General features: G+C 60.1%; 6 protein-coding genes. 2 read left to right on the top strand and 4 right to left on the bottom strand.

Translation table 11 applies throughout. From position 1 onward, the window contains the following. Positions 1-2 precede the first annotated feature (2 nt). Together H8S56_RS17935 and H8S56_RS17930 are read right to left on the bottom strand one after the other, a co-directional pair. The gene (locus H8S56_RS17935) at positions 3-2,003 is read right to left on the bottom strand and encodes a DUF7657 domain-containing protein (RefSeq protein WP_187519368.1); all 2,001 of its coding nucleotides are present in this window, start codon (positions 2,001-2,003) and stop codon (positions 3-5) included. A gap of 104 nt (positions 2,004-2,107) precedes the next feature. After that, complete coding sequence (locus H8S56_RS17930; RefSeq protein WP_187519367.1) at positions 2,108-3,103, bottom strand: glycosyltransferase family 2 protein; 996 nt, start codon at positions 3,101-3,103, stop codon at positions 2,108-2,110. Between the two features lie 230 nt (positions 3,104-3,333). Between H8S56_RS17930 and H8S56_RS17925 the strand changes: the two genes are divergently transcribed. Further along, positions 3,334-3,966, top strand: a complete 633-nt coding sequence (locus H8S56_RS17925) for a hypothetical protein (protein ID WP_024686762.1) — start codon at positions 3,334-3,336, stop codon at positions 3,964-3,966. A 316-nt stretch (positions 3,967-4,282) separates the two neighbouring features. Here the strand turns inward: H8S56_RS17925 and H8S56_RS17920 are convergent, their stop codons facing one another. Together H8S56_RS17920 and H8S56_RS17915 are read right to left on the bottom strand one after the other, a co-directional pair. After that, positions 4,283-4,630, bottom strand: a complete 348-nt coding sequence (locus H8S56_RS17920) for a hypothetical protein (protein WP_187519366.1) — start codon at positions 4,628-4,630, stop codon at positions 4,283-4,285. A gap of 207 nt (positions 4,631-4,837) precedes the next feature. Continuing rightward, positions 4,838-5,443, bottom strand: coding sequence for a class I SAM-dependent methyltransferase (locus H8S56_RS17915; protein ID WP_024686760.1), 606 nt, complete (start codon positions 5,441-5,443; stop codon positions 4,838-4,840). 413 nt (positions 5,444-5,856) lie between these two features. Here H8S56_RS17915 and H8S56_RS17910 point away from each other — a divergent pair, with 413 nt between their 5' ends. Further along, positions 5,857-12,630, top strand: coding sequence for a heme utilization protein (locus H8S56_RS17910; RefSeq protein ID WP_187519365.1), 6,774 nt, complete (start codon positions 5,857-5,859; stop codon positions 12,628-12,630). Positions 12,631-12,707: the final 77 nt, after the last annotated feature.

The raw sequence follows: 12,707 nt of genomic DNA, 5'->3' as shown, positions 1-12,707 counted from the left end.
GGTCAGGGCGCGGGCTTTACCCTGAACCAGGACCAGCCTTTTTCGCTGTGTTGCAACGCCAAGGCAGGGTTGAGAGTGAGCAATGGGGCATCGCTGTCGGGTGCCGCAATGAGTCCGGCACCGGTTCGGTGGAAATCCAGATGTTGAGGATTGACGAGTACGTTGACCACATCAGCCTGAGGCACCTCGATCTGCAGGTCGCTGACGTATGGTCGACTGAGAAAAATCAGGTGTTGATAACGGTTGTAGCGTTCAGCCTGCAGACCCTCAGGGTCCAGTATTTTCCACAACGTGGGTTGCGGGTAATAAAAAACACCATTAACGACCTGTCGACCCGACGCCGCGAGGATCATCGCCGGTATCTGCGAACCGAGCGTCAGAACGGGTAGGGCAGGCTCGCTCAGGCTGGCGCTCACCCGCGCAGGTGCAATCGATACAGGGTGAAAGCCCAGTGTTGCAGCCAGCGACAAGCCCAGATTCAGTCCGAGAAAAGCCGCGGTTTGCCGGGTGAGCAGAACATAACTGCTGGCAATGACCACCAGCACCAGGCCCAGTGTGATCGACGTGCCGAGACGTGACAGAACGGGCGCCTCGAATGCCTGCAAGCCTTCGTACATCAGCGCTGCCCAGATCAGCGCCGTGGTCCACGCGACGAAGGTCTGGCTTTCGTGTCCGAAGGACGTCGGTCGCCTGCCATCGATCATCAGGTGCGTCAGTATCAGGCTGGCCAGCCCCAGTGCCAGATCAGCCCGTTTTGCGGTCACGTATGACCACAGCGAATAGGTCGACAGCGTGTTTGCGATGCCAATCAGCATGTAGAGCAGGATCAGGCCTGTCATGACCGCCAGACTGACCTCCAGAGCGGTCAGCATGCGCTGTCTGGCGCGTATCAACATCAGGCAGGCCAGGGGCAGCAGGTAGTAATGGAACGACGCTATCTCGCTTTGATTGACGGTCGTATTTTCGGCGTATGACAACGCCGTGAGGTTGGTGTAGCCCTTGAACAGCATGTGCCAGGGGACATTGCCACCGGTCTCGATGTGGCGTTGCCCCGGGTAAACCGTGCCCATCATGGCGTGCACAGCGTCTTGCGCGCTCAGCCACCAACTGCTGAGCACACTGCCTGCGACCAGCACGGCAAGCAGGGTCGCCAGAATCGGTTCGAGCCTGATGCCTTGGTATAACCGGTCACGCAGCACCAGACCTGCCAGCAGCGCCATGAACACATAGCCCACTGACACCTGCCAGGGTGGATACAGCAGCAGGACAAACCCCGCAATCGCAAGCCCTGCGAGCACACCCAGAGGCAACAGCACGCGGATTTTGCGTGAGCGCAGGATCTTCAGCAGACACAGTAAGGCTACGCACGGAAAGAACACGGCGTAAGCCGGCCAGAACGACCAGGCCACGACATAAGGCGCGGCGACGAACAACAGGGCGAACAGAAAACTCTGTCGCCAGCGGCCCGGAGTCAGCGTGTTCAGCACGTGCGCCAGGGCCAGAAAACAGCCGAATACCGGAAACCACCAGTACCAGGCGAGCGCCCTTTTCAGGTCGAAGACAAAGAACCCCCACGTCGCAGGTTTAGCCAGTGCCGACAGGTGCGCCACCGGCACGCCAGCCATGCCGACGACCAGCATGTTCTGGCCGTCCAGGCCCAGTGACGTGTTGATCACCGGATAGCGCGGTTCATGGTTGTACTGCGCAATGGCCATGGGCGTCAGGACCAGCCATTCGTCGCTGCGTATCGGGCGTTCGTGGCCCCAGACGCGTGACATATCGGCCTCCACGAACGGGGTGCTGCGCAGCCCCAGATTCAATGACGATCCGGTCAGGCCCAGCGCAACGAATAACAGAAACACACACAGCACGCAGGCACTGAACACGGTGGGTTCGCTCAGTTGGAGCTTAAGCCGGGTGCTGATCGTCTGAGCCAGCCAGGCCGTGCGAGCGAAGCTGATCGCCAACCCCAGCAAGGCGATCAGGATGATGAGCTTGATCAAAGGCTCGTCCTCGCGCGTGGGCTCTGTGCATTCATGAGTAGGCGATGATCACGATGCCGATCGGCATTCGCAAACAGGCAAGTGCTACCAGGCAAACCGTCCGGTCAGCAGCCACTGTTCAGGTACTTGTTCTGAAGATGGATGGGGCGTCTGGGGACCGCCTGCACGTCATGGCCGATGAACGCCAGAATCAGCTGGATACCCACCAGAATGGGCAGTGCCGAGACCATGACAGTGCCCGCCGAATTGGCAACCCCGGTCTGCCAGGCATGCGCCCAGTGAACCACACCGAACACGCCTCCAAACGTCAGCATCAACAGACCCAGCGGTAATTCGAAGGACGCCAGGGACATGTCGCGCAGGTAGTAGTTGTAGAACAGACGCTTGAACAGATTACGTACGTGTTTGCCCATGAACTCGCCCAAAATCCTGGACACTTTGAGGTTGCTGATTTCGGTGCCGTAGTGAGCCTGCATCGGGATATCCACCACCACCGCGCGCAGCGTTCCCAGACGAAACAGCATGTCAGTCTCAAAGAAATAACGCGCACTGATCTTGCCCATCGGCAGTTGCCGGGCGACGTCGCGATGAATGGCGGTGTAGCCATTGGTCGGGTCGAACAGGTCCCAATACCCGGAGGACAGTTTGTTCAGCAATGAAAGTGTCGCATTGCCGAAGATACGTAGCCGCGGCATGCCACTGATGTGTTCAAGGTTGAAGAAGCGATTGCCTTTGGTGTAATCCGCTTCGCCGGTTTTGATGGGGGCGACAAAGGCAGGAATAAGGGCCGGGTCCATCTGTCCGTCGCCGTCCACTTTGACGATGATGTCCATGCCGTCGGCCACCGCCGCGTTGTACCCGGCCATGACGGCACCTCCCACGCCCAGATTCACGGCGTTGAACAGCACCACCACCCGCGCGTCACGGCATTCGCGCTGTACCGTCTTGCCGGAGCCTTGCGGGCAACAATCATCCACGACGTAGACCCGGCATACGTCTTTGCCGATACCTGCGATGACATCGAGTATATGGTGGGTGACGTTAAAACAAGGAATGACAACAGCGATGTTCACGGCGTCTGAAGGGGTATTCGTCGTCATGACAGGGGCCTGACTATAAGAGTATCAATGTCCGTCACTGCTGATGCGCTACAGTTAAGTACAGTTGATCGTGCAGGTCCAGAAGTAAAAAGAATACGTCTTTCGAACCGTCCTATATGTACCGCAGATGAAACAGTTTCCCTGTCTATGACCACGCCAGGATAACGTTGCTGTAACGCATTATCGACTTTCCAGCGTGACTGTTTAAACTTCTCACGTTGAATAAGCTCATGAGCACACCGTCTGAAATCGATATTTCAGCACTCAGGTGTTACGACAAGACTGTCGATGCTGTCACCTATAGCGTTCCACGCGGTATTACCCGTGAGGCCAGAGGTCGTGTCTGGATCGTGCGGGTCCTGAAAAACAAAACCGTTCAGGTGTATGCCCGTTTCACGGACCTGCGCTTTGGCGGCACTCGCCGTGCGCTGGATGCGGCCATCATTCACCTGATTCACAGTGGCCATGCCTGGCGTCGCGAAGATGTGCTTCAGCTCAATGAGCAGACGGCGGTGCACTGGCGCAAGCGAAGCGGCGTGGGACTTTGCGCAGTGGCCTATGTCACCAGCCGTGGTCCTGGGCGCGGTGAGACCTTTTTCCTGTCCACCTACAAACGGGTCGTCAGCGGACGGGGGCTGGAGAAATTTCGTACTCGATTGGTCGAGGTGCTCGAAAGCGCCTACGAGATACACCATCCGGCATCGAGTGTCCCATATTCGATGCAGAAGCGGATTCGACAGCACATTGACCAGTTGTTGGTGGGCGATGACTTTCGGGCCTTTCTCGACGCGGGAAAAAGAAAGGCTGACCACATTGCTGTGGCTGAATATGTCGAGCGGCTGTCACAGAAGACCGGGAATTAAGCACACCTTGAAACGTTGATAGCCGCCTGTGGTTTTTTTCATGACACTCATGGCGATCAGGGCTGATCTTATTATTCATTGCGGTATGAAGTGCCGGGGCGTCGCGAACTTTTTCAGCACTCACCTGGCGGTAAACCCGTAGTCGTTAACCCCGTGTCCATTCGTCGCTGTTCTTACGATGAGATACCGGGTACGCATGTACGCAGAGTGTAAGGTGACAATAAAAGGGTATTAAGAAAAGAGACGCTTGTTATGCATTCAGTCTTCAACCATCAGGCCCGGCGAATACCGGGCCTGGCAATGAGAGCATCAGGTTTTATCCCAGACGGTTTGCACCGACGCGATCGGCACCATCAGCCGCAACACGGTTAGCACCGACACGATCGGCACCATCAGCCGCGACACGGTTTGCACCGACACGATCAGCGCCATCAGCCGCGACACGGTTTGCACCGACACGATCAGCACCATCAGCCGCAACACGGTTAGCACCGACGCGATCGGCACCATCAGCCGCGACACGGTTTGCACCGACGCGATCAGCACCGTCAGCCGCAATGACGGAGTGAGTCAGCGGTGCATGGTTTTCAGCCGTTGGAAGGGCAAAAGCGCTGGAAGCCAATACAGAAAAAGCCAGGCCAACAATCAGTTTTGAAGTGTTCATGGTTATTGCTCCAGATCGAAGTTGTGGGGATCAGTTCGGTATGGAGGTCATGCTACGCCGCTGGATTTTATTAAGAAGTCAATGCGAGTGGTACTCATCATTGCCGAAATTGATAGTTGAATACGCTTGAGGAGAGGCGACGAGCGAGGGCGTGTTCGCTCGTCTTTAACGGCCGTGTGACGGGTCAGGAAATTCCGTCAGCGAGGATCAGGAAGGAAAGTGCTCGTTGGCGATTTCCACGACCTGTTGTTCGGTAATCGGAGCCAGAGCGGCAATGGCCCACAGGTCATAAGCCGGGTGCGCACGCTGGATAGGCAACACCATGTCGAAACCCGCCGCCTGCAGGCTGCCGGTCAGGACTTTCTTGGTAAAACCGCAACGGTGAGCCATGAAAACGTTGCCGTTGGCCATTGCGGGACGATGGCCGTACAGGATGTCGATAGGCGCGATAGGGCCAGCCGGCGATAGATAAGCCTCGTCGGTCAGTTTGTCCTCTGCGACCAGGGCACACACTGACTGCAGGTCCGGGCACGTGATCACCACGAAGCCGCCCGGCTTGAGCACGCGCTTGAACTCGGCCAGTGCGACAGGCACTTCATGCGGGTACAGGTGCTCGATGTTGTGACTGGAAAACAGCGCATCCACCGACGCGTCCGCAACCCTGGACATGTCCGTCATGGTGCCGACGATGTCCGGGTTCACGCTTTCATCGATATCGAAACGCAGCTCCTTCCACTGCGCAGAAGAAGCAAAGCCCTTGGTCGTACCGCTTTGGCTTTTTGGACCGCAACCTACATGCAGGAAGGTTTTCACAATCAATTACTCGATCAAGGCCCTCGCGCTGAAGTGCAGGGAGGGGGGATGGCTTGTTCCGGATGGCCGACAACGTGTGTGGCCGACCTATGGAAGGTTCAAAGCACACTAGGTGAAGAGTCCGGGTCTGGTCAAGGTTATGAGGTGGGCATTAACCGCTCATCAAAATGCATAAAAAAGTCACATAAAAAGTATATGACTGGCTATATGATATCAAAAGCTAGGGATAGGCCTATAAAGATGGACTTTTTTATAACTAAAAAGCTGCATGTATCAAAAAGCCACCACAATTGGTTCTTAATGTTTCAGTGGGCTCGGTCGCTAACGATGACACGTGGGCTACCAATCCCTACTCCCTAGGCTACGGCGACATCGCTGGCAGCGCGGTTAATGACCTTAAACAGGACGCGTATATGAGTTTTATTTCTTCGTTGACCACCGCGCAAATTGCCGCCTTGAGCACCGCAACCATAGCCGGGTTGGAAACTGCCGATATCGCCGCACTGAGCACGGCCCAAGCCGTGGCCCTGACGACCGCCCAGATTGCAGTCATCACCAAGGCCAACATTGCCGTTCTTTCGAACACACAATTGCCGGCGCTGACGACCGACCAGGTCGTGGCCTTGACGACCGCCCAGGTCGCTGCCCTGAAAACCACCCAGATTGCTGCACTGACCACTGCTCAGGTCGCTGCTCTGGAAGTTGCTGACGTTGCCGCCTTGCCGGTCGCCTCTCTTGCTGCCCTGACCACCGCTCAGGCGGCTGCGTTGACCACCGCCCAGGTTGTGGCACTGACCACCGCTCAAGTCGCTGCGCTGACAACCGCGCAGGTCGCTGCCCTGACCACCACACAAGTGGCGGCCATGGAAACCGCTGATATCGGTTCCCTGACCACGGCTGGCGTTGTGGCCCTGACCACGGCTCAGGTCGCGGCACTGACCACCGCCCAGGTCGCTGCGCTGAAAGTGACTCAGATTGCTGCACTGGAAACCGCCGATGTCGCTGCGCTGACCACTGCTCAGGTCGTGGCGCTGACCACCGCTCAGGCCGCTGCGCTGAAGCCGACCCAAGTGGCGGCCTTGACCACCACGCAAGTGGCTGCACTGCAAAACGCTGACCTGGCTGCCTTGACCACGGCCTCCATTGTTGCCCTGACCACCGCTCAGGTGGCGGCGCTGACCGTTGCCCAGATCCCTGGCCTGACCGCGCTGCAAGTCGCCGCCTTGACCACCGCTGAAGTGGCGGCGCTGACGACCGCTCAAGTGGTTGCTTTGACGACCGCTCAAGTCGCTGCACTGAAGCCGGCTCAGATTGCTGCCCTGACCACCGCCCAGGTCGCTGCCCTGGAAACCGCTGATGTGGCTGCCCTGCCAGTCGCCTCCATTGCCGCCCTGACCACTGCCCAGGCCGTCGCGTTGACGACTGACCAGGTTGTGGCCCTGACCACCGCTCAAGTCGCTGCGCTGACCACCGCGCAGGTAGCTGCCCTGACCACCACACAAGTGGCGGCGATGCAGACTGCAGATATCGGTTCCCTGACCACGGCTGGCATCGTGGCGCTGACGACTGCACAGGTCGCTGCCCTGACCACCGCTCAAGTCGCTGCCCTGAAAGTCGCCCAGATCGCGGCGCTGGAAACCGCTGATGTCGCGGCACTGACGACCGCCCAAGTGGTTGCGCTGACCACGGCTCAAGTCGCTGCCCTGAAGCCGACTCAAATTGCTGCGTTGACCACGGCTCAGGTCGCTGCTCTGGAAGTTGCTGACGTGGCCGCGCTGCCGGTTGCTTCGGTGGCTGCCCTGACCACCGCTCAGGCGGCTGCGTTGACCACCGCACAAGTTGTTGCGCTGACCACTGCGCAAGTGGCTGCGCTGACGACCGCACAGGTTGCTGCTCTGACCACCACACAAGTGGCGGCCATGGAAACCGCTGATATCGGTGCGCTGACCACTGCCGGTGTTGTGGCCTTGACCACCGCTCAAGTCGCTGCCCTGACGACTGCTCAGGTCGCTGCCCTGAAAGTCGCCCAGATCGCGGCGCTGGAAACCGCTGACGTTGCGGCCTTGACCACCGACCAGGTCGTTGCGCTGACCACCGCTCAGGTGGCAGCACTCAAACCGACCCAAGTGGCGGCGATGACCACCACTCAGATCGCGGCGCTGCAAAACGCCGATCTGGCTGCCCTGACCACGGCGGCTGTCGCTGCCCTGACTACTGCTCAGGTTGCTGCGCTGACCGTTACTCAAATCCCGGGGCTGACGGCTCTGCAAGTCGCTGCCCTGACTACTGCTGAAGTGGCGGCGCTGACCACCGCTCAAGTGGTTGCGCTGACCACCGCTCAGGTTGCTGCACTGAAACCGGCTCAGATTGCTGCCCTGACCACTACTCAGGTTGCTGCCCTGGAAAACGCTGATGTGGCTGCGCTGCCAGTCGCCTCCATTGCTGCCCTGACCACCGCTCAGGCGGCTGCGTTGACCACCGCTCAAGTGGTTGCGCTGACCACTGCTCAAGTCGCCGCGCTGACGACCGCGCAGGTCGCTGCCCTGACCACCACACAAGTGGCGGCCATGGAAACCGCTGATATCGGTGCGCTGACCACTGCCGGTGTTGTGGCCTTGACCACCGCTCAGGTCGCTGCCCTGACGACTGCTCAGGTCGCTGCCCTGAAAGTCGCCCAGATCGCGGCGCTGGAAACCGCTGATGTCGCGGCACTGACCACCACTCAAGTGGTTGCGCTGACCACCGCTCAAGTCGCTGCCCTGAAGCCGACTCAAATTGCTGCGTTGACCACGGCTCAGGTCGCTGCTCTGGAAGTTGCTGACGTGGCCGCCCTGCCGGTTGCTTCGGTGGCTGCCCTGACCACCGCTCAGACGGCTGCCTTGACCACCGCACAGGTTGTGGCGCTGACCACGGCTCAAGTCGCTGCGCTGACCACTGCCCAGGTGGCTGCCCTGACCACCACGCAAGTGGCGGCCATGGAAACCGCTGATATTGGTTCCCTGACCACCGCCGGTGTTGTGGCTCTGACCACCGCTCAGGTCGCGGCCCTGACGACTGCTCAGGTTGCTGCGCTGAAAGTCGCCCAGGTTGCTGCGCTGGAAACCGCTGACGTTGCGGCCTTGACAACAGACCAGGTCGTGGCGCTGACCACCGCTCAGGTGGCGGCACTCAAGCCGACCCAAGTGGCGGCGATGACCACCACTCAGATCGCTGCGCTGCAAAACGCTGATCTGGCTGCTCTGACCACGGCGGCTGTCGCTGCCCTGACTACCGCTCAGGTTGCTGCGCTGACCGTTACTCAAATCCCGGGTCTGACGGCTCTGCAAGTCGCAGCCCTGACCACTGCTGAAGTGGCGGCGCTGACGACCGCTCAAGTGGTTGCTTTGACGACCGCTCAAGTCGCTGCACTGAAGCCGGCTCAGGTTGCTGCCCTGACCACCACTCAGGTTGCTGCCCTGGAAAACGCTGATGTGGCTGCGCTGCCAGTCGCCTCCATTGCTGCCCTGACCACCGCTCAGGCGGCTGCGTTGACCACCGCTCAGGTTGTGGCACTGACCACCGCTCAAGTCGCCGCGCTGACCACCGCTCAAGTGGCTGCCCTGACCACCACACAAGTGGCAGCCATGGAAACCGCTGATATCGGTTCCCTGACCACCGCCGGTGTTGTGGCACTGACCACCGCTCAGGTCGCTGCCCTGACGACTGCTCAGGTCGCTGCCCTGAAAGTCGCCCAGATCGCGGCGCTGGAAACCGCTGATGTCGCGGCACTGACCACCGCTCAAGTGGTTGCGCTGACCACTGCTCAGGCGGCTGCACTCAAGCCGACCCAAGTGGCGGCGATGACCACCACTCAGATCGCTGCGCTGGAAAACGCTGATCTGGCTGCCCTGACGACGGCGGCTGTTGCTGCTCTGACCACTGCTCAAGTGGCTGCGCTGACCGTCACCCAGATCCCGGGTCTGACGGCTCTGCAAGTCGCTGCGCTGACCACCGCTGAAGTGGCGGCCTTGACCACCGCTCAGGTTGTGGCCTTGACGACCGCCCAGGTCGCTGCCCTGAAAACCACCCAGATCGCTGCGCTGAGCACCGCTCAAGTTGCCGCGCTGGAAACGGCTGATGTCGCTGCGCTGCCGGTTACTTCGGTTGCTGCCCTGACTACGGCTCAGGCGGCTGCGTTGACCACCGCACAAGTGGTTGCGCTGACCACTGCTCAAGTCGCTGCGCTGACCACTGCACAGGTTGCTGCCCTGACCACCACACAAGTGGCGGCCATGGAAACCGCTGATATCGGTGCGCTGACCACTGCCGGTGTTGTGGCTCTGACCACCGCTCAGGTCGCTGCCCTGACGACTGCTCAGGTTGCGGCGCTGAAAGTCGCCCAGATCGCGGCGCTGGAAACCGCTGATGTCGCGGCACTGACCACCGCTCAAGTGGTTGCGCTGACAACTGCTCAAGTCGCTGCACTGAAGCCGACTCAAATTGCTGCGTTGACCACGGCTCAGGTCGCTGCTCTGGAAGTTGCTGACGTGGCTGCGCTGCCGGTTGCTTCGGTTGCTGCCCTGACCACCGCTCAGGCGGCTGCATTGACCACCGCTCAGGTTGTGGCACTGACCACCGCTCAAGTCGCTGCGCTGACGACCGCGCAAGTCGCTGCCCTGACCACCACACAAGTGGCGGCCATGGAAACCGCTGATATCGGTTCCCTGACCACTGCCGGTGTTGTGGCCTTGACCACGGCTCAGGTCGCTGCCCTGACCACCGCACAAGTGGCTGCGCTGAAAGTCACCCAGATCGCTGCGCTGGAGACCGCTGACGTTGCTGCCCTGACCACCGATCAGATCGTGGCGCTGACCACCGCTCAGGCGGCTGCACTCAAGCCGACCCAAGTGGCTGCGATGACCACCACTCAGATCGCTGCGCTGCAAAACGCTGATCTGGCTGCACTGACGACGGCGGCTGTCGCTGCCCTGACCACTGCTCAAGTGGCTGCGCTGACCGTGACCCAGATCCCGGGTCTGACGGCTCTGCAGGTTGCTGCCCTGACCACCGCTGAAGTGGCGGCTCTGACCACCGCTCAGGTTGTGGCCTTGACGACTGCTCAGGTCGCTGCCCTGAAAACCACCCAGGTCGCTGCGCTGAGCACCGCTCAAGTTGCCGCGCTGGAAACGGCTGATGTTGCTGCGCTGCCGGTTACTTCGGTGGCTGCCCTGACCACCGCTCAGGCGGCTGCATTGACCACCGCTCAGGTTGTGGCGCTGACCACCGCTCAAGTCGCTGCGCTGACCACGGCTCAGGTTGCCGCCCTGACCACCACGCAAGTGGCGGCCATGGAAACCGCCGATATCGGTGCGCTGACTACGGCGGGTGTTGTTGCCTTGACCACCGCTCAGGTCGCTGCCCTGACTACCGCACAAGTGGCTGCGCTGAAAGTCACCCAGATCGCTGCGCTGGAAACCGCTGATGTTGCGGCGCTGACCACAGCTCAGGTCGTAGCCTTGACCACCGCTCAGGTTGCAGCGCTGAAACCGACGCAAGTCGCAGCCTTGACCACCACGCAAGTGGCGGCCATGGAAGTCGCTGATATCGCTGCGCTGACCACTGCCGGTGTTGCTGCATTGACCACGGCTCAGGCCGCTGCGTTGACCACAGCCCAGATCGTGGCCCTGACCACGGCACAAGCGGCATCGCTGACCACCGCTCAAGTGGCTGCCCTGACCACCACGCAAGTGGCGGCCATGGAAACCGCTGATATCGGCTCCCTGACCACCGCTGACATCGTTGCCCTGACCACCGCTCAGGTCGCTGCGCTGACCACAGGTCAAGTGGCTGCCCTGAAAGTGACTCAGATCGCTGCGATGGAAACCGCCGATGTCGCTGCGCTGACCACGGCTCACATCGTTGCCCTGAGCAGTGCTCAAGTGGTGGCGTTGAAGCCGACACAAATCGCTGCGCTGACCACTACGCAAGTAGCGGCCATGGAAACCGCTGACTTCAGCGCGCTGACCACCGCTCAGGTTGCTGCCTTGACCACCGCTCAAGTGGCGGCGCTGACCACCGCTCAGATCGTGGCGCTTAAAGCGACTCAGATCGTCGCGCTGGGCACCGCAGACGTGGCGGCCTTGACCACCGCTCAGGTTGTGGCCATCGAAACCGCAGACTTTGCGGCACTGACCACGGCGCAGGTTGCGGCCTTGACCACTGCTCAAGCGGCTGCGCTGACGACGGCTCAGCTGTCGCACCTGAGCATGACTCAGGTCGATGCCTTCACCTCATCGCAGCTTCAGGCGATGACGGCTACGCAGATCGATGCGCTGGCACTGTCCACGCCGCTGGTCCTGGACCTCAATGGCGATGGCGTGCACACCACGCATCTGTCGGCAGGCACCAAGTTCGACCTGAATGCCGATGGCCATAAGGAAACGACTGGCTGGACGGCTGGCGGCGACGGTCTGCTTTCCATCGACCTGAACGGCGACGGTCAGATCAACAACGGTTCCGAGCTGTTCGGCAGTGCCTTCCGCCTGGCGGACGGTTCGTTGGCCAAAGACGGTTTCGAAGCACTCAAGAGCCTGGACAGCAACCATGACGGCGTCGTCAACGGGGCTGACCAACTCTTTGCAGCGCTGCAGGTGTGGGTCGATACCAACAACGATGGCATCAGCGAGAAAGGCGAGCTGCACAGCCTGAAAGATCTGGGCATCACCCAGTTCAACCTCGATGTTGCCAAGATTGCCGAACTCAACCACGGCAACCTGTTGGGTCTGCAGAGCACTTTCGAAACCAGCGATGGCCAGACACATACCGTTGCCGACGTGTGGTTCCGCACTGACGCAAACGGTGATCAGTCCATCGACCTGACCAAGCTCGATCCGCAGTCCATTGGTGCTCATACTCTGGGCAACATTGATCTGGCAGCCGATGGCGGCAAGGCCAGCACCCTGACCGTCGACGCTCAGTCGGTAGCGGAACTGGGCAAGGCCGTTCAAGTGGATGTGGCCAACGGTGCAGCCGCACCGGTGCAGATGATCATCAACGGTGACCACAACGACACGGTCAACATCAATGGTGCGAGCGGCGAGTGGCACGCAGGTGGTACTGCTACAGTCGATGGCGCGAGCTACAACGTGTTCAACGATGGTAACGTCCAGCTGCTGGTCGCAACGGATGTTCAAACCTGGGTTCACTGATATCGAGTGTTGAACCCTGATTGACCCGATACCGAGCTCGCAAGAGCTCGGTATTTTTATATGTGGAGACTATTGCT

Source organism: Pseudomonas triticifolii, from assembly GCF_014358015.1.
Taxonomy (GTDB): Bacteria; Pseudomonadota; Gammaproteobacteria; order Pseudomonadales; family Pseudomonadaceae; genus Aquipseudomonas; species Aquipseudomonas triticifolii.
The sequence above is the reverse complement of the archived record's forward strand: the minus strand, read 5'-3'. Positions and strand labels throughout refer to the sequence as shown.

What these genes read in the sequence shown, in the direction of transcription:
- H8S56_RS17910 (WP_187519365.1), top strand. Translation starts at nt 5,857, where the DNA reads ATGAGTTTTATTTCTTCGTTGACCACCGCGCAAATTGCCGCCTTGAGC.
- H8S56_RS17925 (WP_024686762.1), top strand. Translation starts at nt 3,334, where the DNA reads ATGAGCACACCGTCTGAAATCGATATTTCAGCACTCAGGTGTTACGAC.
- H8S56_RS17920 (WP_187519366.1), bottom strand. Translation starts at nt 4,630, where the DNA reads ATGAACACTTCAAAACTGATTGTTGGCCTGGCTTTTTCTGTATTGGCT.
- H8S56_RS17930 (WP_187519367.1), bottom strand. Translation starts at nt 3,103, where the DNA reads ATGACGACGAATACCCCTTCAGACGCCGTGAACATCGCTGTTGTCATT.